Source organism: Myxococcales bacterium, assembly GCA_016720545.1.
Lineage (GTDB): Bacteria > Myxococcota_A > Polyangia > Polyangiales > Polyangiaceae > JAAFHV01.
Genome location: JADKKK010000005.1, coordinates 389,067 through 415,846 on the forward strand (window position 1 = coordinate 389,067; position 26,780 = coordinate 415,846).

Sequence of the window (26,780 nt, forward strand, 5' to 3'; positions counted from 1 at the left end):
CCCCTCCCGCCGAGCAGGAAGACCTCAGAGGTGCAGGACTTGCGGCGGCGAATGACGAACGTGTGAACGACAGGCAAACTCTGGCTTGGCCGCTTGACCTCGCGCGTCAGAGTCGCCACGGTGGCGCTCACATGGGCATCCAAGACGTGATCCGCTGGCTCGTCCCGAAGGACGAACACTTCTTCGACATCCTCGAGAAGCAGGCCACGACGGCGCGCGAGGGCGTCGCCGCCTTCAAGGACGAGCGCGACGTCGCCGCCGCGGGCGTCAACATGCAGGCCTGGGAGCACAAGGGCGACAAGCTCGTGCACGAGCTGGAGGAGTCGCTCGCGAAGACCTTCGTGACGCCCATCGACCGCGAGGACATCCACCTGCTCTCGTCCGCGCTCGACGACATCCTCGACCTCGCGAACGGGGCCGCGCGCGCCTGCCAGCTCTTCGGGGTCACCGAGCGAACCCCCGCCATGCAGGAGCTGCTCGCCATCCTCCACCAGTGCACCGAGGTGGTCGACCGGGCGATCCCGAACCTCCGCAAGCACGCGTACGCGGCGCTCGTCGACTCGTCTCGCGAGCTCCGCAAGCTCGAGAAGGAGGGCGACCGCGTCTACAAGGCCGAGGTCTCGCGCCTCTTCCACGATCAGACCGTCGACGCGAAGGTGCTGCTCCGCGAGAAGGCCGTGCTCGACGACCTCGAGAACGCGCTCGATCACTGCGACGGGGTCGCCAGTATCCTCGCGAACCTCGCGGTCAAGCATGCTTAGCCTGCTCATCGCGGTGATCGTCGCCGCCATCGTGTTCGACTACATCAACGGCTTCCACGACGCGGCGAACGCGATCGCCACCGTGGTGTCCACGGGCGTGCTCCCGGTGCGCACGGCGGTCATCCTCGCGGCCATGCTGAACTTCGGCGGCGCCATGGCGGGCACCGCGGTCGCCAAGACCATCGCGTCGGGCTTCACCGATCCGGCGGTCGTCACCCAACAGGTGGTGCTCGCCGCGCTCGTCGGCGCCTGCGCGTGGAACCTCATCACCTGGTGGTACGGCATCCCCTCGTCGTCGTCGCACGCGCTCATCGGCGCGCTCGCGGGCGCGGTCGTGGCGCACGCGGGCTTCGGCGCCTTCAGGTGGTCGGCCCTCGGCCAAAAGGTGCTCGTGCCTCTGGTCGTGTCGCCCACGCTGGGCTTCGTCGTCGCCTTCTTCTTGATGATCGGCGTGCTCTGGGTGGTGTGGTTCGCGAAGGCGCGTCCCTCGGCCGTCACGCGCTCCTCGCGCCGACTTCAGCTCGCCTCGGCCGGCCTGATGGCCTTCGCCCACGGCTCGAACGACGCCCAAAAGTCCATGGGAATCATCACTTTGGCGCTGCTCTCGTACGCGAGGTCCGGGCACACCCTCCCGGAGTGGGCCGCGCCGAAGGGCGACGCCGTGCCCACCTGGGTCATCGTCGCGTGCGCGTCGGCGATCGCGCTCGGCACGATGGGCGGCGGCAAGAAGATCATCAAGACCATGGGCTCGAAGATCATCCACATCTCGCCCATCCAGGGCTTCGCGGCGGAGGCCACGGGCGCGCTCGTCATCCTCGGCGCGAGCCACCTCGGCGTGCCCGTCTCCACCACGCACGTCATCAACGCCAGCATCATGGGCGTCGGCGCGTCGAAGCGCTTCTCGGCGGTCCGCTGGGGCGTCGCCGGCAACATCGTCATCGCTTGGGTGCTCACGCTCCCGTTGAGCGGGCTCATGGCGTTCGTGGCCATGAAGGTGTTCGCCGTCGCCTTCTGAGCGCGTGGCACCAAGACGGAGCCGCGCCGACTCTAGTCTCCTGTCACAGAAAATCGATGAATAACTTGGTCGACCCGCGACACGCAAACAAGCGTGACTCCGTCGCGTCCGCAGCGACCGCGCCCCTGATACAATTAGTTCGCGAATCTCTGTGACAGGAGACTAGTCGCCTGGAAGCGTGATCCCTTCCAGAAGTCGCGCGGCTCGGCCTTTCGCCACAAGGGAGCGAGGGGGTGTCCCGTTTTCGGCGGCGGTGGGAGGATACTCATGTTCGAGGGTCGGCGTTCTCGCGCGGACACCCCCGAAACCACTGTCCCCTGAGCGCAAAGCGCCGCCTCCACCGCGCGGAACGACGACCGAGTTGAGGACGGGCCCGCCGCCGCCGAAAACGGGGCACCCCCTCGCTCCTCGGAATGACACCGAAGACCCGACTTCTGATACGAACCACGACTCCAGGGGACTACTAAAGGCCTGGGGGCCCGTGATCCACGACGAACACCGTGAGCCGGCCCACCGTCACCCGCGTGGTCTGCGTCGCGGGGGCGAGCAGCGCGCCTCGCGCGAGCTCCTCGGCGACCCCGTCCGGTGACTCCCCGGTCCGCAGCGGATCGACGAGGTAGGCCACGCGCCGCTGCTCCGCGAAGGCGCGCCGGTGGGGGGCGTAGCGGTCCTGCGCGGCGTGGCGCGGCACGACGATGAGGCGCTCGGCAGTGACGAACGACACGCGGTACGCGGTCCAGTAGTCGGCCATCGCGTAGGTGACGCCGCGCTCCTTCAGGTAGACCTGCGCGCGCTCCTCGTCGGTGGCGCCCGGGGCCCTGGGCGCGATGAAGGGGCCACGCACGTCCGGACCGAAGGAGACCCAACCCGACACACCGCTGGCCACCAGCACGGGGGCGAGCACCGCCGCCAGCCGACGAGGGCCCAGCGTGCCGAGCAGCGGGGTGAGCGCGAGCGGGAGCAGCAGGGGAACGCTCGCGAGGTAGCGCATCGAGAAGTGGTCCATGACCATCACGCTGGTCAGGAATCCGGCCAGCCCGAGCGGCAGCGCGAGCGCTCCGACCACGCCCGCTCGGCGCGTCGCGTACGGGAGGTTGCGCGCAGTGAGCGCGAGCAGGAGCGCGGCCGGGAAGAGCGCCAGGAAGAGGCAGGCGGCGCCCGTCGCGAAGAGCGTGTAGGCGCGCGGAGGCTCCCAGGGCGCGTAGTCCATCATGTGGCGCGCGTAGTAGCTCTTCGAGCCGAACGCCCACGGCCCGCATTCGGTCGTGAAGAGCTTGAGGTTGCGCTCGAAGCGGCTGGTGTCGAGGCTCGTCACGCCGAGCTTCGCGCGGTCCGAGCGCCACAGAGCGACGAGCGCGAGCGCCCCCGCGAGAGCGCCTGCTCCCCCTGCGCCGAGCCGCCGCGCGACGCCCGCGAGCGCCCGCTTCTCGAACGTCACGCGAGACCCGCCGCCTGGCCCATCGAGGGCCGCGAGCACGACCAAGAGCCCCGCGAGAGGCGCGAACGACAGCGCGTACGGATCGGCGGCGCACGCGAGCGCCGAGAGGCCCCCGCCGAGCGCGAGGTGAAGGTGGGGCCGCGCGCGCGCCCCGGCCCCGTCGACGAGCGCGAGGCCGACGAGCGCGAGCGTGATCGCGAGCTGCCGCGGCGGAAAGAGCGCGTACGTGTGGACGGCGGCGGTGGTGAAGACCAGCGGCAGCGAGAGCAGCGCTCCCGCGAACGCGGGGTTCTCGATCCTCGCGAGCCGCGCGTGACGCTCGCCGAGCGAGAGCAGCGCGAGCGTCGCGATGACGTGCAGAGACAGCGCCGAGAGCACGAGCGCGAAGGGCGTGGGCCCAAGCACACCGAAGAAGGGCACGGCCCAGTAGGCGTCGGCGGCGCTCTGGTAGCCGCTGCCCCAGAGGAACGCCGAGAGCTCGCCCTGCGCCAGGTGCATCGCCTGCAGGCCGACGATCGCGGAGTCGGAGTTCACCTCGCGCGCGTGCACGAGCTCCGGGGCCCGAAACGCGAAACTGAGTCCGACGACCGCGGCGCGCGCCGCGAGCCCCGGGCGGAGCTCGGGCTTCATCCCGGCTCGAAGCAATCGCGGCAGAAGCGGCCGTTGGCGTTGAGGAACACCTTGCGCCCGGCCACGATGGTCCCGCACCGCGCGCACGCCACCGTGCCTGGCGGAGGCGGCTCGGCGGGCTTTCCAGAGGCTCGGTATGGGTGCCCGCTCTCGTTCGGCAGCGCACCGTCGCGCGAACGCAGGAGGGGGGGCGACAGTGGCCGCCGCGCGTTGGCGAGCCTCGCCCGGAGATCGTCGGCGTCCAGCAGGCCCTTCTCGGCCAAGAGCTCGACCAGCACGTCGGTGAGGTTCCGGAGGTCCGCGAGCTCCGCGCGCAGCACGACCGCCTCCGCGCGCAGCGACGAGGCTTCCGCCCGCAGCGCGACGAGCTCGAGAGGAACGTGGGCGGCCTCCGGCGCGGTGGCCTCGGTGCTCGGCGGCGCTGGCTCGTCGCTCGTGGGCGCGACGAGCAGCGCCCCCGATGGGCTGCGAGAGTCCCAGCTCATGGCGCGTAGACCCCTGGCTCGCCGTACGCGCAGGTCGCCGGGGTGACCGAGAGGCGACCGGTCGGCGCGATCGGGTCTGGGTTTGACGAGCAGAGTGCCATGTCACCCTCTAGGATAGCCCCTACGCCGCGCCTCGTGGGGTCGCGCGCGCTGGAAACGCCGCGAGAAGCGCGGGGCGCGCGCCGAGATGCGCTCGGGCGTTGACCTTTGCCCGTCGGGTCGGGTAAAGCCACGGGGGTCAGGTTCGCCGCGAGGCGTGACAGGGCGTGGTAGCCAAGTGGTTAGGCAATGGTTTGCAAAACCATCATACGTGGGTTCGAATCCCATCCACGCCTCTGGTAAGTCGCTGAAAGTGCTCAGGTTCCCTGAGCTCGTGGCCAACGGGGCCGATGCTCAGCAGCGCAGGCCGGCTGCGGTTGTAGCAGCTCCGGCCGGCTGCGGCTTAGCGCGACCTGCGCGCCAACGTCTCGCCCCGTCAGCTCGCGGGTTCTCTTTCGTACCGTGCCCCAGGTCCGCTTCCCGTACTCTCTCATGGAGAGCATGAAGAACACGGGAACCTGTCCGAAGTGCCGAAACACGAACCTGCTTCACATTCCGCAGGTCGCGGCGAACACCGACACGGGCACGTCGCAAATGCAGCCGCCCTTCAGGCTCGCGGTGACGGGCAGAGGATACGCCGGGTGCTCGGGCGAGCTTCAGGCGTTCGCTTGCCCTCGCTGCGGCCTCGTCGAGCTCTATCTCGCGGAGCGTCTCGCGGCGGATGGTGTCTATGTCCGCGAGGTCTCGGTTCCCGCCCAAGGACCGCACCGCACCTGACGCCCTGAACCGCGCGTGTGGGCAGCCACCGAACCGAGCTCTCTCAGAGGTGATCGAAGCTCCAGCGGTCGGCCCGCTCTCGAGCTCCGGCCGCGTGAGCCGCGTGAGGAGGGGAACGGACCGTCGGTGGCCGAGGGGCGGCCGCGCGGACGTCAGGGGTGCCCCACCTGCTTGGGTGGCGGCTTGACGCCCCGCGCGGCGACGACCGGATAGCCGCGCCGATGCCACTCCAGGATTCCCTCGTCCAATATCGCGCTGTTCTTCACGCCGCGCGCGCGCAAAGCGTCGACGATGTCACCCGAGAGGTGGTGAGGGCACGCGCAATAGGCGATGACCCAGGTGCCGTCGTTCTTGATCTCGGGCAGTCGCCGCGGCTCGTGGTGGGGTATCGAGACTGCCCCTGTCACGTGGACGCGCATCCACTCCGAGCTTGGCCGCGCGTCGACGATGATCAGCCGCCGCTTGTCGGCCAGCGCCTGCGCGACCTGCGCCGCGGACACGTAGCGTCGGTTGGGCTCGCAGCGCGGCCCAGCGTCGGGCTTCCGCTGCTCCGGGTGCTCGATCGGGGGGCAGGGGTCCGAGCGTGGTGAGAACGCCGGGGGCTTTCCGCCGGGATTGATCACGAGGGGCTCGTCGCCCCGTGGGGCGGGCAGCTGTCCTTCGGGGCTGTTCGCATCGGGCGCCGCGAGCCCCTCGAACACGTAGGCCACCAGCGCGTCGATGTAAGGGGCGGTGAGCTTCGACTCCCATGCCTCCATCTTCGTTCCGGGGCGTCCGTGGGCGATCGCGTGACGCACGAACGCGCGCGACGCGAGGGCGAGAAACTTCGCGTTTCCGAGCGACACGCCCTCGCCGCGGGCCTTCGCGTCCCCGTGGCACGACTTGCAGTGCTTCGCGTAGAGCGCGCCGCCGCGCGCGCTCGGGGCGCGCCCCGGCTCGACGAGCACCTTCGAGGGAGCGCCGCCTTCACGGAGCCAGAGCACGAGCCCGGTGACCTGCTCGTCGGAGAGCGGCCCGTGGGCCACCGCGCCGTAGGCCGCCATGGCCGTGCCGGGCCTGCCCTCGGCGATCGAGCGGAAGAGAAACTCGTTCGTCACGCTCTCTTGGAATGTGGGGCTCACGAGGGAGGGCGCGTGATCGGCCGCGTAGCCGCGCGCCTCGGGCCCGTGGCAGCCGGCGCAAAGCGTCGCGTACGCGCCCTTCGCGGCGGCGACATGCGCGGCGGCGTCGTACGCTTCGGCCGAGCCCGCGTCGACCGCGGTGCTCGTCGCCGAGGTGGCGGTCACGGGCGACGCCTCCGCTGCGGCGTCGGGCGCATTTCTCGACCCGTGCAGATTGCACGCGACGAGCGCGGCGAGGAGCGTCGTGAGCGGGGCCCGCATGCCGCGCAGATACCACGAAGCCGCAGCCGAGGCGCGCGGAGGACGCCGAGCCCGCGGGCCGCTCGCGGCGGCCTCGGGTCACCGGTACGGGGGCGCGCCCTCGACGTGGGGAGGGCGAGGTGGCTCGGCGAGCTTCACGAGGCCGTGGGCGAGGATCGCCGCGAGGGTCACGTGGAAGACGAGGCCGACGCCTGCGGTGAGCGTCTGCACCGCGACGATGGCCTGCGTGCCGCCCCGACCTGCGACGAACATGAGCACCGGAGTCAGCACCATGCCGACCAGGTGAAACGCCACGCTGAGGCCCGACCACACGAGCAGCGGACCGTACGCGTCAGGTCGGTGCCGTCGCACCACGGTGGCCACGAGGACGACGAGGCCGACTTGCACGAGGAGGCTGACGAGCGCGGACACCCCCGCGACGATCGAGAGCAGCGTCATCGAAGAGTCCATGACGTGTGGTGTAACACGCCGGCGCGGTGGCCCGCTCGGCTCGGCCAAGCCCCGATTCGGGCTCGCGAAGGCAAAGGTGGCCCGCGGGCCCGTCCCCCGGGTAGACTTGCTCCATGGACGGGAAGGGCAAGGGGCCGCGCGTCGAGTATCTCGACGACGATATCGCCCTCACGCAGAAGCTCACCCGGCCGAAGCTGCCCCCCCAGCCCATGGGGCCGGAGAGCGCGCCATCGCTGCAACCGAAGCAGGGTGGCGCGGTGGACGCGGAGGCGCTGCGGCGCATTCGGCGTGTCTCGGCGCCGAACTTGTTGGCCATTCGCATGCCCGGCGATCCGCCTCCGGCCGACACCGCCGACCGCACGGTGGCGAGGGCGCGCCCGCTGCCGGGCGAGGCCTTCCTCCCCCCGAGCGAAGCGGCGCCGTCGACCATTCCCGAGGCAGAGGAGTCGACACGGCGCCAACGCAAGGGCGACCTCGGCCTCGCGCCGCTCGTCGGCTCGGACGACGAGGCCGACTCCGAGACCTCGCCGGACGGCTTCTCCGACGCGATGACGAAGCAGGTGCCCGCCGACGTGGCGAGGCGGCTGCTCAGCGAAGTGGCCGCGATGGACCCGATGCGCGCGTCGATGTCGGCTGCGGCGCCCGACCCGCTCGGCGCGACGCTCCCCGTGAGCGGCGTCGACGTCGGGCTCGACGCTCCGACCGCACCTCACGCGCGGCCCGAGATCCAACCGATCCGTCAGGCCGCGCCGCTCGCCGCGCGCGCGGCGCCTGCTCCGCCTGCTCCGCCTGGTCCTCCGCTTGCTCCACCGACCCCGCCGCCCGAAGCGGACCGGCGCGATCCCGCGCAGACCCTCGCGTCGCTTCCAAAGCCGACGCGTGAGGCGCCCGGCTTCCACACCCTCCCGTTGGGCTCGAGCAGCGTCGAGGTCGGGATGGCGCTGCGGAGCGCCGAAGCGGCGCCGCCGGCCAGCGCGCCCTCCTCGCGGACGCCGGCCTTCGGCAGCACGCACCTCATGCCACAGTCGATGCCGCTCCCGCTCGTCACGCCCGCCTCGCCGCAGCCGCAGCAACGCCCGGTGCCCCCTGCGGCGGGTTCGACCTTCCCCATGGCGGTGGCGTCGAGCTCGGTGCCGTCGCTGGGCGCGTCGGGCTCGGTGCCATCGCTGGGCGCGCTGGGCGCGTCGGGCTCGGTCGCCTCGCTAGGCACCGTGCCGCCAGGGTCGGGCGGCTCGCTGAGCGGGTTTTCGCCTCATCCCGGTGGGGTCACCCTGCCGCCCACGTCGGCGGCGATCGACAGCTCCCAGCCGGCCGGGGTGCCCCGCAAGGGGCGCGGGTGGGTCTGGGCGTTGCTCGCCGTCGTGCTCGCCCTCGTGGGCCTCGCGCTCGTCGGGGGCTTTCTCGCAAAGCGTCGAAATCCATCGGTATTTTCGGTGCCTTACAAGGTCGGCTAGTCTCCTGGAAGCGTGATCCCTTCCAGAAGTCGCGCGGCTCGGCCTTTCGCCACAAGGGAGCGAGGGGGTGTCCCGTTTTCGGCGGCGGTGGGAGGATACTCATGTTCGAGGGTCGGCGTTCTCGCGCGGTCACACCCGAAACCACTGTCCCCTGAGCGCAAAGCGCCGCCTCCACCGCGCGGAACGGCGTCCGAGTTGAGGACGGGCCCGCCGCCGCCGAAAACGGGGCACCCCCTCGCTCCTCGGAATGACTCCGAAGACCGGACTTCTGATACGAACCACGACTCCAGGGGACTAGACCGGCCGCCTCGTGGCAGCCGGAGCCACGCGCGCTACGCCTTGGGCCGCAGCACCTCGATCCCGTTCATGTAGGGCACGAGGGCCTTCGGAAGAGTGACCGAGCCGTCCTCGTTCTGGTGGTTCTCGAGCAGCGGGATCAAGATCCGCGGGCTCGCGATGGCGGTGTTGTTCAGCGTGTACGGGAAGGCGAGCTGGCCGTCGGCGAGGCGCACGCGCACGTTCGAGCGGCGCGCTTGGAAGTCGCCCAGCGTGGAGCACGAGTGGGTCTCGGCGTACGCGTTTCGGCCGGGCATCCATGACTCGACCTCGTGCTTGCGGGTCTGGCCGAGGCCAATCTCCCCGGTGCACGCGATCGCGACGCGGTAGGGGATCTCCAGCTTCTCGAGGATGGCCTCCGCGTTCGCGAGTAGGGCGTAGTGCTCGCGCTCCGCTTCCTCCTCGTCGGGGCGGCAGAACACGACCTGCTCCACCTTCGTGAACTGGTGCACCCGGTAGAGGCCTCGCGTGTCCTTGCCGCTCGCGCCCGCCTCGCGGCGAAAGCACGGCGAGATGCCGCAGTAGCGGAGCGGGAGGCCCTCGAGATCGAGCGTGTCGTCGGCGTGCAGGGAGACCAGCGCGACCTCGCTCGTGCCCACGAGGAAGAGGTCGTCGGCGGGGAGCGTGTAGGTCTCCTCGCGCCCCAGCGGGAAGAAGCCCGTGCCCACGAGCGCCCGCTCGCGCACGATCACGGGCGGGATGACCGCTGTCAGGCCTCGCGCCACGAGCACGTCGATCGCGAGCCGCGTGGCCGCAAGCTCCAGCAGCGCGCCCATGCCCGTGAGCGCGTACGAGCGCCCGCCGGCGAACTTGCGCGGGCCTTCCCAGTTGACCATGCCGAGGCCGGTCATGAGCTCGACGTGGTCGCGCGGCGTGAAGCCGAACGTGCGCGGCGTGCCGACGCGGCGGATCTCGACGTTGTCTTCTTCGCCCTTGCCCACGGGCACCTCGGGCCGCGGGATGCTCGGGACGCGCAGCATGAGATCGTCGAAGCGCCGCTGCACCTCCGCGAGCGCCGGCTCGAGCGTCTCGAGCTCGGTGCGCACCGCGCGCGCCTCCTCGATGAGGCCGGGCCGCTCTTCTTTGGAGGCCTTCGGGATGAGGCCGGCGATTTGGTTCTTTCGCGCGCGCCGCGCGTCGACGGCGACGATGCCCTCGCGGCGCTCCTTGTCGGCCGCGAGGAGCGCCGAGACGTCGAGGTCGAGGCGCTTGTGGGTGGCGGCCGCCTGAACGACGTCGGGGTTCTGGCGAATGAAGGCGATGTCGAGCATGGGCGTGCGACTAGCACGAGTCGCGGACAAAAAGAGCCGCGCCGCGGCAGGAGTGCTGCGCGGCGCGCGGAGAGCCGAGGCGCGCGGCGGAAGCCGGCGACCCCGTTCGGTGACCTACTTGGAGTAGAGCTGCACGGCCACGAGGCCCGCGCCACCCTTGGCCGTCGCGACCCACTTCGCGTTCACCGGCACGGGAGAGAGCGCGAGCTTCACGCAGTTGGCCTTGCCGCCGATCGAGGTCTGCGCGCCCTTCGACGCGTTCTTCGCGAACGACCCCGGCGGGAGGCCCGGGATGGGGGTGACGATGAACATCTCGAGGTCGATGGAGGTGACGCCGACGCCCGCCGCGACCAGCGTGTAGCACTTGCCCGGCGCGATGGTGAAGGCGCCCTCGAGGGTCTGGCCAGTCGAGAAGTTGGCCGCGGCGAGGTTGCCCTCCTTCTGCATGCCGGGCGCCTCCGTGTTCGCGTACATCATCATCGGGCCTACGGCCATCTGCGCCAGGTTCGGGTCGATCGCCTGCGCTGAGCCGCCGCCGCCGCCTGCGGGCGCGGCGCCCGGCATGGGGAAGCCGGGGAAGCCGCCCGGAGCCGGCTGGCCCGGGGCAGGAGCCGTCCCCGCGCCGGGAGCGCCGGGAGCGCCCGGCTGGGGGTACGCGCCGGGAGCGCCGGGGGCGCCGGGCTGGGGGTACGCGCCGGGAGCGCCGGGGGCGCCGGGCTGGGGGTACGCGCCGGGGGCGCCGGGCGCGCCGGGGCCGCCGGGGTAGGCGCTGCCCGCGCCGAAGGCCGTGTTCGGGGGCGGCTCGTCCTTTCCGCAGGCCGTCAGGGCGAGCGCGGTGATGACGACGGTCGCAGAGAGTTTCGTAATTGCGTTCACGGCAAGCTCCTCGGTTGGGTCCGCCCGACGACCCCAGAGGGGGATCTCGGTGCGGCGTACTTTATCGTCCGTTGGACGACGGTGAGAGAAAAACGTCGCATGCACACGCCAAACGCCGCCGGGCGCGCGACCTTACGCCCGTCCGCCGTCCCCGGCGGCCTGGGCTCGATCGAAGCTCATGCTTCAGCGAGCCGGGCCGCCCGCGTGGTTCACGGAGGCCACCGCGTCGAGGTCGAAGCCCCCGGTCGTGAGCTTGTCCGGGTTGCCCGGGTTGGGCGCGCACACCCCGAGGCCGCGGTCGACGATGCGGACGAAGCGCGCCCGGGCGAGGCCGACGTCGGCGAGGTCGAAGGGATCGCCGCCGGCGCTCGCCACGTCGAAAGGTGAGATGGCGTTATTAGATGCAGAATACACGGGACGCCACCCGGCGCACGCGCCGTAGGGCGCCGAGGTCGCGGTGCACGGATACGACCTCCACGTGACGCCGTCGTCGCTCACGCTCACCGTCGCCGGCTCGGCGAACGGCGCCTCCGGGTTCCCGGCCGCGTAAAAAGCGTTCTCGAAGACGATGAAGTCGACGCCGGGGCCGTCGACGATCGGATCGGCCTCGAACGACAGCACTACCTCGCCGCCCACGCCGAGCGAGAGCACGTCGAGGCCGCCTTGCGTCGCGCCCGCGCCCTCGGGGGGACCGAGCACCACGTCGGGCAAGCTCGGCAGGCCGAAGCCGGCGCAGTCGCCTGGCGTGAACGAGACGACCCGCGACGCGAAGCGGCTCGCGGGGAGCACCCCGGCGTCGCCCGCCGACGGAAAGCCGCCGTCCACGCGGGGCTTGGAGGCCGGGGGCGTTCCCGGGCTCGCCTCTGGCGTGGCCCCGAGGTCGATCACTCCGCCGTCGGTCGCTGGCGCGGGGCCGTCGCTGCAGCCCCCGAGTGCGCGCGCGCCGAGCGCGAGGCCAAGGACGAGGATCGACACACGGCAGAGCGCGGGGGGAAGCGGCATTCTCGACTCCGGCCGCGAGGCTCGCGCGGCGAAACCAGAGAACCTCGCGCGCCGTTCGGGACCACCCCGGCGGGGAGCGCGTGGCTCACGAGCGAGGCGCGTTCTGACTCCCGGCTCGCCGCCACCTCGCCGCGTGGAGCGGGGCGCGGAGCTCCGGATACAGTGGCGGCTCCGTGCCGGCGTCTCACCGGACTTCCCGCCTCTCTCGATGGTGCACTCGTAGCCGACGCGGCTGTCCACCGCAAGCCGCGACCCTGCGCGGACGACCCCCGGCTACTTCTTCTTGGGCATCTCGTGGCGGATGCGATCGTGGCGACCGTAGCGCTCGAGCACCTCGAGGTGCTTCAGGGTCTCTGCGCGGAAGGCGGCGAGCTCGCGCTGGATCTTCTCGATGCCGACCTCGTTCTTGAGGTTCACTCGGAAGTCGGTCTCGGCCTGGGCGCGATCTTTCGACGACTGCCGGTTCTGGCTCATGACGATGAGCGGCCCCTGAAGCGCCACGAGGATGGCGAGAGCCAGGTTGAAGAACTGGTACGGGTACTCGTCGAAGCGCACCGCCATCACGCTGTTCATGAACACCCACGCCACGGTGAGCCCGAGCAAAAACAGGATGAACGCCCAGCTCCCGTTGAGGTCGGCCACCTTGTCGGCGAGCTTCTGGCCCCACGTGAGGTTGTCCTCGAACTCCTTGACGACGTTGTGCGCCGCGCGCTGGGAGAGCAGAACGTTCGTCTCGCGGAGGCGCTCGGCCATCTCGGCGAGGATGGCCATCGTGGCCGTCTTCGAGTGGCTCAGGTGGTCGCTGAAGTCCTCGCGCGTGAGCTCGAGCAGCACGGTGTCCGTCGTCGCCGACACGCTCGCGGAGCGGGGCTTGTCGTCGAACAGCGACAGCTCGCCGAAGTACTCTCCCGTGCGTACGTCCTTCAAGACGACCGGCTCGTCGGCCGTGTCGGCGCCGGGCGACCCGGGCAGGAAGATCTGCACCGAGCCCGAGCTGACGATGTACATCGACGAGCCCTTGTCGCCCATGTTGAAGACGACCGTCCCCGCCGCGTAGGTCTTCGCGGTGAGCCGCGCCGCGAGCGCCACCGTGTCCTCGTGCGACATCGTGTCAAACAGCGGGATCTGGGAGAGGAGCTCGGAGTGCAGCATGTACGGGCGCTCGCGCTCTGCGCGCGGCCCGGGTGGCGGTGCACTCCCGGGGCGCCGAGCAGGCTACCACGCCATCGTCGCCACGGCGCAACGGCGCGCGCCGGGAGGCAGGCCGGAGGTCCCGGTGAGGCGGCTCCGCGGCGGCCCCCACAGGACATTGGGATGGTCCGTGGGCCGGCCCCGTGCCATTCTCCGCGCCCATGCCGCGCTGGCTCGTTGACCTTCTCCCGATCGTCGTCCTGCTCGCGGTCATCGTCGTCGTCGTTGCGCGGCTGCCCAAGGTTGAGCTGGGCCACACCTCCGCCTTCCGTCGTAGGCGCTTTTTCAACTGGTTCCCGGTGGGGCTCACGTACGCGTTCCTGTACATGGGGCGGTACAACCTGAACGCGTGCATCGATCGCCGCGACGTGCTCGTGCTCTTCGACAAGGCCCAGTACTTCGAGATCGACTCGTGGGGCGCCCTCACCTACGGCCTCTCGTTCCTCGTCAACGGTCCCATCACCGACCGCATTGGGGGCCGGAAGACCACCCTCATCGCCGCCGTCGGCGCGGCGTTCGCGAACGCGCTGATGGGCGCCGTGGCGCTCTGGGCCATGCGAGACGGCGCCATTCCGCGCGACGCCCGCCCCGCGCTCGTGCCCGTATTCTCGGCGCTCTACGCCCTCAACATGTACTTCCAGAGCTTCGGCGCGGTCTCGATCGTGAAGGTGAACTCGGCCTGGTTCCACCTGCGCGAGCGAGGCACTTTCGGGGGGATCTTCGGCATCCTCATCTCGCTGGGCCTCTACTTCGCCTTCGACTGGTCGAGCGCCCTCGTGAAGGGCGTCGGCGCGCACGCTGCGTTCTTCGTGCCCGCGGGCATCCTCCTGGTCTTGGCCGTGGTCGACCTCGCGCTCGTGCGTGACACACCAGGCGAGGCCGGGCACACCGACTTCGACCTCGGCGACGCCACGGGCACGGGCGAGCGCATGCCGCTCCGTCGGGTGGTGCGCCTCATGCTCGGCAGCAGCGCGATCCTGACCATCGCGGCGATCGAGTTCTGCAGCGGCTACCTGCGCAACACCATCATGAAGAGCTACCGGTCGTTCTCCGAGGACACCGGGCGCGCGGCCGTCGACTACGTGCAGATGCACTGGGGCATGATGAACTGCGTCGCGGGCATCCTCGGCGGGGTGCTCGCCGGGCTCATCTCCGACCGCCTCTTCCAGTCGAGGCGCGGACCCGTGGCGGCGCTGCTCTACGCCGCCATGATCGTGGGCTCCTTGGCGATGTACGCCACGCTCCGCACCCCCTACGTCGGCTGGGTGCTCGTGCTGATGACGCTCGCCATCATCGGGGTGCACGGCATGCTCTCGGGCACGGCCAGCATGGACTTCGGTGGAAAGCGCAACGTTGGCGTCGTGGTCGGGGTCATCGACGGGTGCGTGTATCTCGGCTCCACGCTCGGCTCGCGCGTCCTCAAGGTGGTGCTCCCCGCGAGGCCCTTGTCCTCGACCGCGGCGGCGTGGTGGACCTGGCCTGCGGCGATTCTCCCGTTCGCCGTGCTGGGCTTCGTGCTCACGCTGTTCGTGTGGAACGCCAAGCCGAGGACGGCCGCGCCGGCCCAGTAGCCCGCGGGGTCGTCACGGCAGGCGTCCTCGGCGTCGCGGAGCCCGGGGCGGGGCCGCGCGAGCCCCACAAACGAAAAAAGGCCCCCGCCTGAACGCAGGGGCCCTTCCCGGGCGTGCCGTAGCGATGAGAGGACTCACGCCACGAGCAGACGACTCACTTCGCGGGCGCGGCAGGCGCGGCGCTCGGAGCGTCGCTCGGCATCCCGCTGGGGGCCGCGGGGGCCTCAGGCATGCCGGCCGAGGCCGAGCTGAGCGCCGAGGGATCCATCGGGGGCTTCGCGTCGCCACAAGCGATCGCCGCCGCCGCCACCGCCACCGTCACCGCAAACAAAAGCGCAATCTTCTTCATGAAAAGTCCTCCTCGGGATGAGCCTCTCGAAACGCTCTCGCTTTTTGCCAAGGTTCACCCCTCCCCGTCAATCTTCTGATGGCGAAATCGGCACCGGCCGGTGGGATGCTTGACCACACGCACCCGTGGGGGGCTGTGCCCCGCGCCGGCGCTGGCGCGAGGCTGCTACGCTCGCGAGCCGCATGCTCCGCCCCCTGTCCGTCGCCATCGCCACCTGCGCCACGCTCCCCGAGCCCGACCACGACGAGGCGCCGCTCCTCGGTGCGCTCGCGCGCGCCGGCCTCGTCGTCTCGCTGCTCCCCTGGGACGGCCCGCCCGTGTGGCGCGCCTGGCCAGACTCGGGGCGCGCCCCGGATCTCGTGGTCGTCCGGTCGACGTGGAGCTACGCCCAGGCGCTCGCCGAGTTCCTCGCGTGGCTCGCGGCCATCGAGGGGGCGACCACCGTCCTGAACCCGCCCGCCGTGCTGCGCGGAAACGTCGACAAGCGCTATTTGGGCGAGCTCGCCGCGCGCGGGGTGCCCATCGTCCCGACCGCGTTCGTCGACCGGGGCCGCGACACGTCCCTCGCCGAAGTGTGCAAGATGCACGGGTTCGACGACGACGTCGTCATCAAGCCCCGCGTGTCGGCGGGCTCGTGGAAGACGTCGCGCTTCACGGCGGCCGAGCGCGCCGCCGGCGACGCCGCGCTGCGGGTGCTCGCGGCCGAGCGCGACGTGATGGTGCAGCCGTACGTTCGCAGCGTCGAGGGGAGGGGAGAGCGCTCGGTCGTGGTGCTCGACGGCGTGGCCTCGCACGCCATCCGCAAGAGCCCGAGGTTCTCGGGGGACGCCGAGGCGGTCACGCGGGTGGAGCTCGCCGACGACGAGCGGGAGTTCGCGACGAAGGTGCTCGCTGCCGTGGACGAACTCCACCCCACGAGCGAGCCACTCCTCTACGCGCGGGTCGACACCGCGCGCGACGAGCAAGGCGCGCTCCTCCTGATGGAGCTCGAGCTGGTCGAGCCGTCGCTCTTCTTCACCGAGGCGCCTGAGGCGCTGCCCGGGTTCGTCGCCGCGATCGCTCGCGGGGCCGCTCGGGCGCGCGACGCGAGGGACCGCGCTACTTCTTCGCTGGAGGCTTCGCGGGGGCCTTCGGCGGCGCCTTGACCGGCTTCACCGGCTTGGCGGGCTTCTTCGGGTCCGGTGGTGGGGCAGCGGGCGCGGGCGCCGGAGGAGGCGGCGGCCCGACCTTGCCCGAGCGGGCGTCGAGGAGGCCGACCGTCCACACCGACTCGGCGGCGCGGGGCACATCGTCGCACGCCTCGGCGACCTTCGCGCCATTGAGGAACGTGCGTACGCAGATGTAGGGGCCCCCCTTGGCGCGCTCGTCGGTGTAGGCCGTCTCCAGCAGGAACTTGTCGCGCGCGCCCTTCAAGTGAAAGAGCACCGTCGGGACCTGCTCGCGCACGTCGCAGAAGTCGGGCTTACGCACGACGTCCTTCGCGCACACCCCGGGGGTGGGCTTGCCGTCCTCGGTGATGCGCAGGTTTACGCGAGGGAACGCCGTGAGGTCGTCGTTCGCCTCGAACTTGGTCCAGGCGATCTGCACGTAGGTGTCGCCGTCCTTCGGGGGCGCCACCTCCACCGTGGCCTGCGCGGTGCCACGCCGCCTCGCCTCGTCGACGACGTCGAAAGACAGGACGTAGCTGCCGAAGAGGTCGACAGGGAACGCGACGTGCGTGTTGTTCTTGGAGAACGCCATCTTCGACGCCGAGCCGTTTGGGACCTGGGCGAAGCGCCAGCTCTGCTCGACCAGCGCGAAAGATCCGGTCACGTGGGGGACGGCCTCGCACTCCACCGCGGCGCCGTTCGGTTGGGCCGAGATGGGGTTCGCCCACGCGCCGGCCCCCTGCCGGCAGGTGATCTGGGCGGTGGGCGCCGCGCCGCAGGAGGTGCCCCGCTCCACCTCGACGTGCACGAGCACGTTCTTGTCGAGGCGATCGGTGATGACGGCGTCGTAAGCGTTGCCCTCGTTCTCGTTCTTGCAGCCCTCGCCCTCGAGCGACTCCCGCACGAAGATGTGCAGCGTGCTGGCCGTGTCGAGCACCTTGGTGACCTTCACGTCGGTGGTCTTTCGGCCGTCGCCGACGGCCAGAATGATCATCTTCTTCGAGAAGTCGACCTCCGCCGGCGACGCGGCCACTTCGCCGCTCGGGAAGAGGCGCTTCCAGTCGTCGCTCGAGTGCACGACGTGGTAGCCCGACTTTGCCTGTCCGTAGCGCTCCTGCGAGGGGTGCTGGAGGCGCATCTGATCGCCCGACACCATGGGGAGGCGCTCGCCCGGCATGCCGCGCACGACGAAGTACGGCGGGGGCGAGGTGCACCCGATGGCGGCGGCGCCGAGCGAGAACAGGCCAAGCGAGAACAGGCCAAGCGAGAACAGGCCAAGCGAGAGACCGGTGGTGGACATCCGGCGGGGTGAGGCGGGGACCGTGGGGACCTTCATGGAAGGCCCCGACTATACCGCGAAGCGCCCCGGCGTGTCCTGTTTGGTGTAGGCTGCACGGGCGTGCTCGAAGACAAGTTCACCGCCAAGGTCCTCGGCGTCACCCTCATGGGGTTTCCGTGCCTCATCGTCGCTTCGACGCTGTACCTGACCAGCTCTTCCCATAGAAATCCTAGTCTTTACATCATCTTGTGCGTCATGGCGCTGCCGGTGATCGCGGCCGGCGCCGCCGTCTTCGCGCGGGCGAAGCACCTCAAGGAAGACGACGACGACTGACGCACGCTCGCCACGGGGGCGCGGGGCGAAGGAGCGAGCCCGAGGCGGCGCGAACCAAGCTCACCGGGGCGTGCCGCCCTCGGTCTTGCACCCGAGGACGACGTCGAGCTTCGACTCGGTGCCGGCCGTGGCCTTCACGTCGTCGCAGGCCGTCTGGCAGAGCGTGATCTTCGTCGGGGCCGTGGCGCTGTCGTAGCGCCAGCCCTTCGCGTTCGAGCAGTCGGCGCTGTAGGGGAGGGTCTGCGGGGTGCCGCCGGCGAGCGTGAACTGCACGTTCACCGCGTTGATGTCGAGCTTCTGCCCGGCAGGAGGCGCCGGCAAGGCGTACTCGCACGCGAGCGAAGCGCCGCGGATCTGGCTCAGCGCCGTCGTGAGGTCCATGCTCGCCTGCGTGGTGTTCGCGTTGCTGACGAGCAGGGCCTTGCTCGTGCCGCCCTTCACCGCCAGATCGTTCAGCGCCGTCAGGTTCGCCCCTACGCCGATGACGTAGCTCTTGATCGTGGAGGACACCACGCCGACCACGTTCCCCGCCGCCTGGATGCTGTTGTTGTTGCAGCCCTGGGGGAGCCCGTCGGTCGCGAACACGATCACCGTCTTGCCTCGGCCCGCGAGCGCGGCGTCGACGGTCTTCGCGTATTGCACGGCGCCGTCGGCGGCCGGCGTCGTGGGCGTCGAGCCGTTTGGCGACAGCCCGTTCATCTTCGCGACGAGCGCGTCGGCGCCGAGCGGGAGCTTCTGCCGCTCGATGGGCGTTCGGTATGTGGCGGCGTTGCACTCGTCGCCGTTCGGGAACGCGATGAGCGAGACCGTGATCTCCGCGGACTCGAAGCTGCGGAAGAAGGTCTCGAGGGCCTTGGTGACGATCTTCCATTTCGAGGCCGCGTTGCCGCAGTTTCGGGGCTCAGTGGCCGTCGTGTACTCGCACATGCTCCCGGACTTATCGAGCACCACGATCATCTCGAGCGGGAGCCGGTCGGCCTTGGCCTTCACGGAGGCGCACTCGGGGGTGACGTTGCCGGCGCCCCCGGAGCTGCCGCCGCCACCGCCAGGGCCGCCGAAAGGCCCCGAGCCGCCTTGGTTGGTGCCCGGGGCCGCTGGCCCCGTGGTCGCGCCGGGCGTTGCGGAGGGAAACGGCGAGGGATCGTCGACCGTCCCGCTGCAGGCCACCACCAGTGTGGTGGACAGTGCGGCGAGCGCGCCGGTGGCGAGTGCGCCGGTGATGGCGCCGAACCGAGACCGACGAGAGGCGAGGGGGGCGGGGAGGGGGCTCACGACATTCGTCAAGTGCAACCGACGTGCCTGGCGTGCGGCCTAGCGCGCAGAATCACCTACATCGGCTCTCTTCGAGGCATCGCGTGGTCTACCATGTGGGGCCCGCGCGACTGGATCGAGGCTGACTCACGGCTGGCCACGAATCGAACCAGGCGCGACCTACGCCGCGGGCGCCGCGGGCGCCGCTTGCTCTCGCGGCGCGAGCTCGACGCCGGCTTGGCGCGTGGCCTCGACGCATCCCAAGAGCAGCGCCTGCCGGTAGCTCGTGAACTCCGCCCACTGGGTCGTCGTGACGGCGCAGCTCGCTTCGATGTCGAGCGAACCGTCACCCACGGCGGAGAACCGCACCGCGATCGTCTCCGGATCGACCTTCTCGTGTGCGCGGAGCACGACTTCGAGGTCGGTCACGAGCGCGGCGAGCTGCGCCGTCGTCGTCGCCGTCGACAGTCGAAGCTTGGTCGCGAAGCGCGTTCGGTCGCGCGCGGTGAGGCACTCCGTGCGCATTTCGGCGAGCTTGCCGTTCGCGATCACCACCAGCGTGCGGTCGAGGGTTCGCACGCGGGTCGAGCGGAGGCCGATGTTCTCGACCGTGCCCTCCACACCGTCGACCCGGATGGCGTCGCCCACACGGAAGGGCTGATCGACGAGGATCGACACCGACCCAAAGAGGTTCTCGACCGTCTTCTGTGCGGCGAGCGCGATGGCGATGCCGCCGATGCCGAGGCCGGTCACGAGGCTGCCCACCGGGTAGCCGAGCTGGCTCAGCACGACGACGCCGCCGACGACCCACACGGTGATGCGGGCGACGCGGAGCGAGAACCACGAGAAATCGCGGAGCGAGGGCCGTACGACGCCCCACTCGCTCGTCAGCACCGTGCCGCCGAACGCCGCGAGCGCGCGGAGCGCGACCCAGAAGAACCCCGCCAGCACCGCGGCTCGGCACAGCCGCTCCACGAGCTCCTCCGCGCGCTGGTAGAGCGCGAGCTGGCTCGTGGCGAGGTAGAAGAGAGGCACGGCGGTGAGCAGGCGCGCCGGGCCCCGCACACCTCGCGCGACCTCGTCGTCCCAGGTGACCTGCGTCCGTCGCGCGAGGCGGGCCATCAGCGCGACGACCAGCCACGCGAGCGGTCGCCCCGCGAAGTGACACCCGAGCATCGCCAGTGGCAAGGCGATGAGCTGCCAATAGATGAAGGGTCCGGGAGCGTCTCGCAGGAGCGGCTCGGGCAGGTGCTCGCGGAACCAGCGCCCCTTGAGGCTCCCGTAGAGCGCGTCGATGCGCGCGACGGTGGCCAGGGAGAAGAGCCACCGGGACTCTTCGTCGGCGGAGCGGGCCTCGCGTCTCACGAGACGCACGGGCTCGGACTTGCCGTCGGTGCCGACGATGCGCCCTATTTCGTCGACCCCCGGTGGGAGCTGGTCGTCACGCTTGCCGGACGACTCGGGCGACAGCAGGTGGGGGTCGAGCCAGAGTCGGTGGTTCAGCACGTCGCTCAGCCTCCGCGCCAGCTCAGGCCCGCGACGCGCGTCCGCGCGGCCTAGCTCGAGGTACGTGGCCGCCTCGGCCCAGCGGCCGCCGTTCGTCGCCGCGACGAAGCGCGCCATGCTCGCGCGGGGCGAGTCGGGCGCGATCTCCTCTTCCACCTTCGCCTCCACGGGGCTCACCGTGGGCACGGCGGGCGCGACGCGCGCGAGCGCCGTCCGCGGGAACCCGACCGAGAGGCCGAGCAGGAGGCCGAGCGTGCCGAGCAACGCCCCAAGTGAAACCAGCAGAAGCCGCCCTCGGGCCGGTCGAAGCATGAACACGTCATACCGGCTCTGCCCGCGCTTCCCAAGGGGGGGGGGCTGGGCGATGCTCTGCCCGTGAGCATCGAGTTCGACGAGACCTTGTCGCCAGAAGACTGGTCGGAGCGCCTGCTCACGCTGCCGATCATGAAGGATCTCGGGGCGACCCTGGTCGAGCACCCGCGCTCGACCATCGAGCCCAAGCGCGACCGCGAGCGCGTCGCGAGCCCGGAGGCGATCGCCACGGCGGGGCTGCTGCACACGGCGCCCGGCGGTTCGCTGCCCGGCTTCGTCGTCCGCGAGACCCTCGGCGAGGGCGGCATGGGCGTCGTTCGCGTCGCCGAGCAGTCCACGTTGGGGCGCCAGGTCGCCATCAAGACCGTGCGAGCCGCGCTCGCGAACGACGCGGAGGCCTCCAACCGCCTGCTCCGCGAGGCCTGGCTCACGGGGCGCGTGGAGCACCCCAACGTCGTGCCGATCTACGATCTCGGCGTCGACGAGGCAGGCCGTCCCCACATCGTCATGCGCAAGGTCGAGGGGACGTCGTGGGACGCCCTCCTCCGCGATCCCGAGGCGGTGCGCCGGCGGCACGGCGCGACCGATCCGCTCGAGTGGCACCTCCGCGTGTTCGTCCAGGTCACGCAGGCGGTCAGCCGCGCGCACGCGAAGCGCATCGTGCACCGCGACATCAAGCCCGAGAACGTCATGATCGGCGAGTTCGGCGAGGTCTACCTGCTCGACTGGGGCATCGCCGTGAGCCTCGAGCCGGATCCGGAGCGCCGCCTGCCGCTCGCCTCCGACGCCACCGACGCGGCCGGCACGCCCTGCTACATGGCCCCGGAAATGTTGGGGTCGCCCACGCCGCGCATCGACGAGCGCACCGACATCTACCTGCTCGGGGCGACGCTGTACGAGATTGTGGTTGGTAGGCCTCCGCACGAGGGGAGCACGTTCGCCACGATGGTGAGCAGCATCCTGTACTCCAGCCCGCTGTTCCCGGAAGACTGCCCTCGCGAGCTCGCCGGGGTGTGCACGCGCGCCATGCGTCGGCTACACGCCGATCGCTACCCGTCGGTGGCCGAGCTCCGGGCGGCGGTCCTCGATTTTCTCACGCACCGCGGCTCGAGCGAGCTCGCCGAGGAGGCCGCGCACAAGCGCGCGCAGCTCACCCGCCTGCTCGCCGGTCCGGTCGACGCCGAGGGGCGCCAGCAGGCGTACAACCTCTTTGGCGCCGCGCGCTTCGGGTACCTGGAGGCCCTCCGCGCGTGGTCCGAGAACGACGAGGCGAGGGCGGGGCTCGAGCTCGTGTGCACGCAGATGATCGATTTCGAGCTCGCGGCCGGCTCCGCGGAGGCCGCGCACGCCGTCTTGGCGGAGATGACGTCGCCCGCCCCGGCGCTGCGGGCGCGTGTCGAAGAGGCGCTGAGGGCGCGCGAGGCCGAGAAGGCCCGACTCGCCAAGCTCGCTCACCTCGAGGCCGAGTACGACCCGAGCGTCGGGCGGCGCACGCGGCTGCTGCTCGCCGCGATCCTCGCCGTCGTCGGCGCGATCACGCCGTTCGTCATCTACGCGCACCGCGAAGCCTCGCCCCCGATGCACCCGCTGCTGCTGCGCACCCTCGTGGCCGTCGCGATCGCGGGCGGCCTCCTGTTCTGGGCGCGCGACTCGATCTCCAAGACGCGCCTGAACCGCAACCTCGCGTTCACCACGCTCTCGGGGCTCGTGATGCAGGTCGTGCTCGTCCCGGGGCTCGACCTCATGGGCGTGTCGCTGCGCCACCACCTCACGCTCAGCATGTTCCTCTGGGCGTTCCTCGCGACCTCGCTCGCCATCACGAGCGAGGTCCGGTTCGCCCTGCCGGCGGCGCTCTACCTCGCGGGCTTCCTGGCGTCGGCGGCCTCCGACTCGATCGTGCCGTTCGTGCTCTTCGCCGTAGGCAACGTCTCGAACTTGGTGGTGGTGATCGCCGCGTGGACGACGAAGGACGACCTGAAGCGACTCGGGGATCGCGCGAAGGTCGCGCTCGGGCGCTGAGGGCGACGGAGCCGCGCGCCGCGCCCTCGTCGCGGCGCGGCGCGGTTCAGCGCTCCGCGGCCTCGACCTCTGGCAGCAGCACGCGGGCGCGAGCGCGGGCCTCCTCACGCTCCGCGGCCGTCGCGCGCGCGACCTGGTCTCGGCACAGGTTGCGGAGCGCGTCGAGCTCGGCCTGGGTGAGCGCGACCCCCACGAGCCTGTCGGCGAGGCGCGCCGAGGCGTCGCGCTCCGTCGACACGAACGCGCGCGCGATCTCCGCGCCGAGGCCGGCGACGTCGGGGATCGGCCTCGCGCGGCGGTCGAGGAGCGGCCCTCGCGCCCACGTCGGGTAATGAATGTAGGCTGCATCGAGCTCGCCGCGCGGCGCGCGGTGTACCTCCAGGTCACCCTCGGCGCCGAGGCTCACGCGGAGGCTGCCGCCGGCCGGCATGACGACGTCGAGCGAGCGTGACCTCGGGTCGCCCGCGCCGCCCACGCCGCGGAGGCGCACGCGGTGCCGACCGCAAGGCACGCCGTAGAGCCCTCGCGCGGCGACCGTCGTAGCGCCGGTGAGCGGGTAGGGGAGCTCATCGATCTCGAGCCGGTCGAGCGGGAGCCCCTCGAGCACGAGCACGCCCCCGCGCGCGCCCTCCGCGCGGCGAGGCGGCTTGGAGCGCAGGGCCACGCGCGGCGCGAGCGCCGGGCTAGGCAGGTGAGTCCGCGGGATTGAGCCCGGGCGCGCGGCGGCGCGGCGCCTGCGGAGAGCGCGGAGAGCGCGAACGAGCCGCCAGCCCGCGGCGATAAGGACCACCAGCGCGGTCGCGAAGAGCAGCCCGTGCATGCCTCGATCGTACCGCACGAGCTGTCGCGCGCCAGGCGCGTCGCGCGTCGCGCGAGCGCCGTGCGGCTACTTGTTGCCTTCGGCGAGGAGCGACCAAGTCTGGCCGGCGGCGCACGTGCCGGACACGTGGAACACCTCGATGGTGACCGTGCGATGGTCGTCGTCGCCGTTCGCGACCGCGCCCTCGCCCCACTCGACCGACGCTACGTCGGGGCCGACGGTCGCGCTGGTCTGGCGGTCGGCGCCGGTGCACTTCTGCGAGCTGGCGTCGGTCGGCACGTACACTCGCATGTCGAAGTTGGCCGAGCTCGGCGACGTGAGGGTGAGCCGGAGCGTGACCTTCTTGCCGATGACCCCGCTGTCGTCCTCGGTCACGCGGATCTTCAGCCACTGCGACGTGGTGCCGGTCGTGCGGCTCGTGGGGGCGCCCGTGTCGCCGCTCACCGCGGTCATCGCGGTGGCGCCGCCGCACGCGTTGGGGCTCGCGCACGCGATGGGCGTGCCCGCGTCGCCCGCGCCGCCGTCGCCCGCGCCGCCGTCGCCCACGCCGCCGTCGCCCACGCCCGCGTCGCCCACGGCGTCGGTGCCTGCGTCCACCGGCGGCGGCGGAGCGGAGTCGAACTGGACGACCGGCGGCAAGGCCGAGTCACGGGTGGGCGTCGGCGCGCTCGCGTCGACCTCCTCCGGCAGGATCACGCCGCCGTCTTCCGTGTCGGCGATACCGCTCGTGCACGCGACCGCCGCGGCACAGCCCAAGGCGAACAAGACGGCGGCGATGTGACGACCCATGATCGCACCGTAGCGTGCCCTCCGCGCGGGGCCACGCATTTCCCGCGCGCGCCGCGGCCCGGAGGAGCGGCGCCTACTTGTTGCCTTCGGCGAGGAGCGACCAGGTCTGGCCGGCGGCGCAGGTGCCCGAGACGTGGAACACCTCGATCGTGACCCAGCGGTCGTCGTCGTCGCCGTTGGCGAGCGCGCCCTCGCCCCACTCGACCGAGGCCACGTCGGGGCCCACGGTTGAGCTGGTCTGGCGGTCGGCGCCGGTGCACTTCTGCGAGCTGCCGTCGTTTGGCACGTACACCCGCATGTCGAAGTTGGCCGAGCTGGGCGAGGTCAGTGTGAGCCGCACCTTGAGCTTGGCGCCGAACACGCCGCTGTCGTTCTCGCTCACCCGTATCTTGAGCCACTGCGACGTGGTGCCGGTCGTGCGGCTCGTGGGCGAGCCCGTGTCGCCGCTGATGGCGGTCATCGTGGTGCCGCCGAGGCAGGTGTTGGGGCTCGCGCACGCGGCGGGCGTGCCCGCGTCGCCGGTGCCGCTGTCGCCGGTGCCGCTGTCCACCACCACCGGGGAGTCGGTGCCCGCGTCCACGGGGGGCGGCGGCGCCGAGTCGACCTGCACGACCGGCGGCAGCGCAACGTCGCGCGGGGGTGTCGCCGAGTCACGGACGGGCGTGCCCGCGTCTTCCTCCTCCACGGGCTCGATCAAGCCGCCGTCGTCGAGGTCGGCGACGCCGTTCGCACACGCGACCGCGGCGGCACAGCCTAGAGCGAACACGACGGCGGTGATGCGACGACCCATGAACGCACCATAGCTTGCCCTTCGCCCGGGGCTACCCTTTTCGGGCGGGACGTGGGCGCGTGTAGGCGAGCGTGGGTGAGCGCTATTTGCGGCTCGCCTCTTGGATGGCCTCGCGGAGCGTGGGCGCGTCCTGGGCCCCTTCGAACCGTCGCTTGCCGACGTACGTGAGCGGGACGCCGCCCGAGCCGGCCTCCGCGTACACGGCGAGATCGCGCCGGAGGCGCTCGTCGGTCGTGGCCGCGTGCAGGCAGGCCTTGAACGCGTCGCGATCGGCGACACCGGCTTCGGCCGCGGCGTCCTCGCAGGCGCCCGCGTTGAGGCCCGCGGAGCCGGCGCTGAAGAGGACGTCGTCCATGCGGTCCATGCGGGCGCCGAGCGTCTCGGCGCAGATGGCCGCGCGCGCGGCGAGGTCGGCGTGAGGGTGGCTGGGGAGGGGCACGTGGTGCCGCACGATGCGCACCGGCGGGCCCCCGAGGATCGCCTTCGTCAGCTCGAGGTGTGTGGAGCGGCAGAAGGGGCACTCGTAGTCGGTGAACGCCACGATCGTGGTCGTGCCGGGGGGGCCACCGGCGAGCTCGGTCACCACCGTGGAGGGCGCCTTCGGGGAGCCGCACGCCGCGGCGGAGAGCGCGAGGCCCGCGCACGCGAGACGGGCGAGACCAGCGAGACCAGCGAGACCAGCGAGGCCAGCGGAGCGGGGAGAAAACCGTGAGCGCATCCGGCGAGCATACCGCAGCGCCGTCGCCCCCGCGCGCGTTCGAGCGTCTCGAGCGCGCGGGGGGCCGACGAGGCGATGTGGCTGGCAGCCGCGCCTACAGCGTGAGCGTGCCGGTTCGAATGAGGTACGCGAGCTTCTTGCGCTGGGCCTCGTCGAGCAGCCCGTGGATTCGCCCGAGCGCCTTGACGACGGCGTCCCGGAGCCTGTCGGCGCTGGACACGCGGAGCGCGCCCCCCTCGGCCGCGCGCGCGTCGTCGAAGGCCTCACGCTCGAGCGCGTCGGCGAACGCCGCGATCGTGCGCTGGTGATCGACCTCGGCCTGGGCGCGCTCGGTCTTGAGCTCGTTCATCACCTTGGCGAGCTCTTCGACCTGCTCCTCGCGGAGCTCGAGCTTCACCGCGAGGAACCTGAGGGGGCGCCGCACGCCGAACGGCCCGCCGCCGAACGGATCGTCTCCCCCGCCGCCGCCGCCCGGGCCCCCGTGGCCTGGGCCGCCGCCGCGCCCGAACCCTCGGCCGCCGAAGCCGCCGGGGCCGCACGCCCGAGGGCCGCACCCGTCCGCGCTCGCGGACTCTTCGCAGCGCGCGCGCTCGCCGCTGCGGACGTTCTTCCACCACCAATAGAATGCAGGATGCATGTTTCTGCTCTCCACTCGCCGGAGCGACAGCTTCCAGCGGGGCTCGTGACCGCGTGGGCGAAATTGCCTCACGCGTGCATGAAAGCGTTGCCCTGGCGCGGCGCTGGGTCAACGGCGCGGCACGTAAAGAATCCCGAAGGAGCCCGCGGTG

General features: G+C 71.4%; 25 protein-coding genes, 1 tRNA gene and 1 riboswitch. Of the genes, 9 read left to right on the top strand and 17 right to left on the bottom strand.

Annotated features, from left to right (window positions below; all coding sequences use genetic code 11):
* Nucleotides 1–131: 131 nt before the first annotated feature.
* Both IPQ09_13330 and IPQ09_13335 read left to right on the top strand, forming a co-directional pair.
* Nucleotides 132–761, top strand: coding sequence for a DUF47 family protein (locus IPQ09_13330; GenBank protein MBL0195189.1), 630 nt, complete (start codon nt 132–134; stop codon nt 759–761).
* The gene (locus tag IPQ09_13335; protein ID MBL0195190.1) at nt 754–1,776 is read left to right on the top strand and encodes an inorganic phosphate transporter; all 1,023 of its coding nucleotides are present in this window, start codon (nt 754–756) and stop codon (nt 1,774–1,776) included. The genes IPQ09_13330 and IPQ09_13335 overlap by 8 nt, the downstream gene beginning before the upstream one ends.
* 463 nt (nt 1,777–2,239) lie before the next feature.
* On the opposite strand, the gene IPQ09_13340 is transcribed toward IPQ09_13335, so the two are convergent.
* Complete coding sequence (locus tag IPQ09_13340) at nt 2,240–3,844, bottom strand: hypothetical protein (protein ID MBL0195191.1); 1,605 nt, start codon at nt 3,842–3,844, stop codon at nt 2,240–2,242.
* The gene (locus tag IPQ09_13345; GenBank protein ID MBL0195192.1) at nt 3,841–4,329 is read right to left on the bottom strand and encodes a hypothetical protein; all 489 of its coding nucleotides are present in this window, start codon (nt 4,327–4,329) and stop codon (nt 3,841–3,843) included. Before IPQ09_13345 ends, IPQ09_13340 begins: the two co-directional genes overlap by 4 nt.
* 263 nt (nt 4,330–4,592) lie before the next feature.
* Between IPQ09_13345 and IPQ09_13350 the strand changes: the two genes are divergently transcribed.
* Nucleotides 4,593–4,664: transfer RNA gene (locus tag IPQ09_13350), tRNA-Cys, on the top strand.
* A gap of 205 nt (nt 4,665–4,869) precedes the next feature.
* On the top strand, nt 4,870–5,145 hold the full coding sequence (locus IPQ09_13355) for a hypothetical protein (protein ID MBL0195193.1): 276 nt from the start codon (nt 4,870–4,872) through the stop codon (nt 5,143–5,145).
* 152 nt (nt 5,146–5,297) lie between these two features.
* On the opposite strand, the gene IPQ09_13360 is transcribed toward IPQ09_13355, so the two are convergent.
* The gene (locus IPQ09_13360; GenBank protein MBL0195194.1) at nt 5,298–6,527 is read right to left on the bottom strand and encodes a c-type cytochrome; all 1,230 of its coding nucleotides are present in this window, start codon (nt 6,525–6,527) and stop codon (nt 5,298–5,300) included.
* Between the two features lie 78 nt (nt 6,528–6,605).
* On the bottom strand, nt 6,606–6,977 hold the full coding sequence (locus IPQ09_13365) for a hypothetical protein (GenBank protein ID MBL0195195.1): 372 nt from the start codon (nt 6,975–6,977) through the stop codon (nt 6,606–6,608).
* Nucleotides 6,978–7,090: 113 nt separating this feature from the next.
* On the opposite strand from IPQ09_13365, the gene IPQ09_13370 reads away from it, so the two are divergent.
* Nucleotides 7,091–8,431, top strand: coding sequence for a hypothetical protein (locus tag IPQ09_13370; protein ID MBL0195196.1), 1,341 nt, complete (start codon nt 7,091–7,093; stop codon nt 8,429–8,431).
* Nucleotides 8,432–8,763: 332 nt separating this feature from the next.
* Here the strand turns inward: IPQ09_13370 and serS are convergent, their stop codons facing one another.
* The 4 genes from serS to IPQ09_13390 all read right to left on the bottom strand — a co-directional run bounded on the left by serS (nt 8,764) and on the right by IPQ09_13390 (nt 13,068).
* Nucleotides 8,764–10,038 (bottom strand): serine--tRNA ligase, encoded by a 1,275-nt coding sequence (serS, locus tag IPQ09_13375; protein MBL0195197.1) that lies wholly within the window; start codon nt 10,036–10,038, stop codon nt 8,764–8,766.
* A 114-nt stretch (nt 10,039–10,152) separates the two neighbouring features.
* Complete coding sequence (locus IPQ09_13380; protein ID MBL0195198.1) at nt 10,153–10,914, bottom strand: hypothetical protein; 762 nt, start codon at nt 10,912–10,914, stop codon at nt 10,153–10,155.
* A 183-nt stretch (nt 10,915–11,097) separates the two neighbouring features.
* Nucleotides 11,098–11,916, bottom strand: a complete 819-nt coding sequence (locus IPQ09_13385) for a hypothetical protein (GenBank protein MBL0195199.1) — start codon at nt 11,914–11,916, stop codon at nt 11,098–11,100.
* A 98-nt stretch (nt 11,917–12,014) separates the two neighbouring features.
* A riboswitch (cobalamin riboswitch) is annotated at nt 12,015–12,113 on the bottom strand.
* Nucleotides 12,114–12,189: 76 nt separating this feature from the next.
* Nucleotides 12,190–13,068 carry a DUF1003 domain-containing protein gene (locus tag IPQ09_13390; GenBank protein MBL0195200.1) on the bottom strand — a complete coding sequence of 293 codons (879 nt, stop codon included), beginning with the start codon at nt 13,066–13,068 and terminating at the stop codon, nt 12,190–12,192.
* A 200-nt stretch (nt 13,069–13,268) separates the two neighbouring features.
* Between IPQ09_13390 and IPQ09_13395 the strand changes: the two genes are divergently transcribed.
* Complete coding sequence (locus IPQ09_13395; GenBank protein ID MBL0195201.1) at nt 13,269–14,678, top strand: MFS transporter; 1,410 nt, start codon at nt 13,269–13,271, stop codon at nt 14,676–14,678.
* A 154-nt stretch (nt 14,679–14,832) separates the two neighbouring features.
* Here the strand turns inward: IPQ09_13395 and IPQ09_13400 are convergent, their stop codons facing one another.
* Complete coding sequence (locus tag IPQ09_13400) at nt 14,833–15,027, bottom strand: hypothetical protein (protein MBL0195202.1); 195 nt, start codon at nt 15,025–15,027, stop codon at nt 14,833–14,835.
* 182 nt (nt 15,028–15,209) lie between these two features.
* Here IPQ09_13400 and IPQ09_13405 point away from each other — a divergent pair, with 182 nt between their 5' ends.
* Nucleotides 15,210–16,172: a hypothetical protein gene (locus IPQ09_13405; protein ID MBL0195203.1), complete on the top strand. Its 963-nt coding sequence runs from the start codon at nt 15,210–15,212 to the stop codon at nt 16,170–16,172.
* Here the strand turns inward: IPQ09_13405 and IPQ09_13410 are convergent.
* Entirely contained in the window at nt 16,126–17,511 is a 1,386-nt protein-coding gene (locus tag IPQ09_13410; protein MBL0195204.1) for a hypothetical protein, read from the bottom strand. The two genes, IPQ09_13405 and IPQ09_13410, sit on opposite strands and share 47 nt — an antisense overlap.
* A 63-nt stretch (nt 17,512–17,574) precedes the next feature.
* Between IPQ09_13410 and IPQ09_13415 the strand changes: the two genes are divergently transcribed.
* Nucleotides 17,575–17,787 carry a hypothetical protein gene (locus IPQ09_13415; GenBank protein MBL0195205.1) on the top strand — a complete coding sequence of 71 codons (213 nt, stop codon included), beginning with the start codon at nt 17,575–17,577 and terminating at the stop codon, nt 17,785–17,787.
* A 60-nt stretch (nt 17,788–17,847) separates the two neighbouring features.
* On the opposite strand, the gene IPQ09_13420 is transcribed toward IPQ09_13415, so the two are convergent.
* A complete protein-coding gene (locus IPQ09_13420) occupies nt 17,848–19,059 on the bottom strand; it encodes a VWA domain-containing protein (protein MBL0195206.1) in 1,212 nt (403 codons plus the stop codon).
* 159 nt (nt 19,060–19,218) lie between these two features.
* Entirely contained in the window at nt 19,219–20,856 is a 1,638-nt protein-coding gene (locus IPQ09_13425) for a mechanosensitive ion channel family protein (protein ID MBL0195207.1), read from the bottom strand.
* A 63-nt stretch (nt 20,857–20,919) separates the two neighbouring features.
* Here IPQ09_13425 and IPQ09_13430 point away from each other — a divergent pair, with 63 nt between their 5' ends.
* Nucleotides 20,920–22,875 (top strand): serine/threonine protein kinase, encoded by a 1,956-nt coding sequence (locus IPQ09_13430; GenBank protein MBL0195208.1) that lies wholly within the window; start codon nt 20,920–20,922, stop codon nt 22,873–22,875.
* Between the two features lie 46 nt (nt 22,876–22,921).
* On the opposite strand, the gene IPQ09_13435 is transcribed toward IPQ09_13430, so the two are convergent.
* The 5 genes from IPQ09_13435 to IPQ09_13455 all read right to left on the bottom strand — a co-directional run bounded on the left by IPQ09_13435 (nt 22,922) and on the right by IPQ09_13455 (nt 26,629).
* Entirely contained in the window at nt 22,922–23,695 is a 774-nt protein-coding gene (locus IPQ09_13435; GenBank protein MBL0195209.1) for a hypothetical protein, read from the bottom strand.
* A gap of 66 nt (nt 23,696–23,761) precedes the next feature.
* Complete coding sequence (locus tag IPQ09_13440) at nt 23,762–24,484, bottom strand: hypothetical protein (protein ID MBL0195210.1); 723 nt, start codon at nt 24,482–24,484, stop codon at nt 23,762–23,764.
* A gap of 73 nt (nt 24,485–24,557) precedes the next feature.
* On the bottom strand, nt 24,558–25,274 hold the full coding sequence (locus tag IPQ09_13445) for a hypothetical protein (protein ID MBL0195211.1): 717 nt from the start codon (nt 25,272–25,274) through the stop codon (nt 24,558–24,560).
* An 82-nt stretch (nt 25,275–25,356) separates the two neighbouring features.
* Nucleotides 25,357–25,992: a thioredoxin domain-containing protein gene (locus IPQ09_13450; GenBank protein ID MBL0195212.1), complete on the bottom strand. Its 636-nt coding sequence runs from the start codon at nt 25,990–25,992 to the stop codon at nt 25,357–25,359.
* A gap of 94 nt (nt 25,993–26,086) precedes the next feature.
* Nucleotides 26,087–26,629, bottom strand: coding sequence for a Spy/CpxP family protein refolding chaperone (locus tag IPQ09_13455; protein ID MBL0195213.1), 543 nt, complete (start codon nt 26,627–26,629; stop codon nt 26,087–26,089).
* Nucleotides 26,630–26,780 lie beyond the last annotated feature (151 nt).

Excerpts from the sequence above, each read along its gene's own strand:
- IPQ09_13385 (MBL0195199.1), bottom strand. The coding sequence starts at position 11,916 with ATGCCGCTTCCCCCCGCGCTCTGCCGTGTGTCGATCCTCGTCCTTGGC.
- IPQ09_13405 (MBL0195203.1), top strand. The coding sequence starts at position 15,210 with ATGCTCCGCCCCCTGTCCGTCGCCATCGCCACCTGCGCCACGCTCCCC.
- IPQ09_13340 (MBL0195191.1), bottom strand. The coding sequence starts at position 3,844 with ATGAAGCCCGAGCTCCGCCCGGGGCTCGCGGCGCGCGCCGCGGTCGTC.
- serS (MBL0195197.1), bottom strand. The coding sequence starts at position 10,038 with ATGCTCGACATCGCCTTCATTCGCCAGAACCCCGACGTCGTTCAGGCG.
- IPQ09_13360 (MBL0195194.1), bottom strand. The coding sequence starts at position 6,527 with ATGCGGGCCCCGCTCACGACGCTCCTCGCCGCGCTCGTCGCGTGCAAT.
- IPQ09_13410 (MBL0195204.1), bottom strand. The coding sequence starts at position 17,511 with ATGAAGGTCCCCACGGTCCCCGCCTCACCCCGCCGGATGTCCACCACC.
- IPQ09_13425 (MBL0195207.1), bottom strand. The coding sequence starts at position 20,856 with ATGCTTCGACCGGCCCGAGGGCGGCTTCTGCTGGTTTCACTTGGGGCG.
- IPQ09_13445 (MBL0195211.1), bottom strand. The coding sequence starts at position 25,274 with ATGGGTCGTCGCATCACCGCCGTCGTGTTCGCTCTAGGCTGTGCCGCC.
- IPQ09_13370 (MBL0195196.1), top strand. The coding sequence starts at position 7,091 with ATGGACGGGAAGGGCAAGGGGCCGCGCGTCGAGTATCTCGACGACGAT.
- IPQ09_13390 (MBL0195200.1), bottom strand. The coding sequence starts at position 13,068 with ATGCTGCACTCCGAGCTCCTCTCCCAGATCCCGCTGTTTGACACGATG.
- IPQ09_13440 (MBL0195210.1), bottom strand. The coding sequence starts at position 24,484 with ATGGGTCGTCACATCGCCGCCGTCTTGTTCGCCTTGGGCTGTGCCGCG.
- IPQ09_13365 (MBL0195195.1), bottom strand. The coding sequence starts at position 6,977 with ATGGACTCTTCGATGACGCTGCTCTCGATCGTCGCGGGGGTGTCCGCG.
- IPQ09_13400 (MBL0195202.1), bottom strand. The coding sequence starts at position 15,027 with ATGAAGAAGATTGCGCTTTTGTTTGCGGTGACGGTGGCGGTGGCGGCG.
- IPQ09_13345 (MBL0195192.1), bottom strand. The coding sequence starts at position 4,329 with ATGAGCTGGGACTCTCGCAGCCCATCGGGGGCGCTGCTCGTCGCGCCC.
- IPQ09_13395 (MBL0195201.1), top strand. The coding sequence starts at position 13,269 with ATGCCGCGCTGGCTCGTTGACCTTCTCCCGATCGTCGTCCTGCTCGCG.
- IPQ09_13435 (MBL0195209.1), bottom strand. The coding sequence starts at position 23,695 with ATGCACGGGCTGCTCTTCGCGACCGCGCTGGTGGTCCTTATCGCCGCG.
- IPQ09_13355 (MBL0195193.1), top strand. The coding sequence starts at position 4,870 with ATGAAGAACACGGGAACCTGTCCGAAGTGCCGAAACACGAACCTGCTT.
- IPQ09_13450 (MBL0195212.1), bottom strand. The coding sequence starts at position 25,992 with ATGCGCTCACGGTTTTCTCCCCGCTCCGCTGGCCTCGCTGGTCTCGCT.
- IPQ09_13455 (MBL0195213.1), bottom strand. The coding sequence starts at position 26,629 with ATGCATCCTGCATTCTATTGGTGGTGGAAGAACGTCCGCAGCGGCGAG.
- IPQ09_13335 (MBL0195190.1), top strand. The coding sequence starts at position 754 with ATGCTTAGCCTGCTCATCGCGGTGATCGTCGCCGCCATCGTGTTCGAC.
- IPQ09_13330 (MBL0195189.1), top strand. The coding sequence starts at position 132 with ATGGGCATCCAAGACGTGATCCGCTGGCTCGTCCCGAAGGACGAACAC.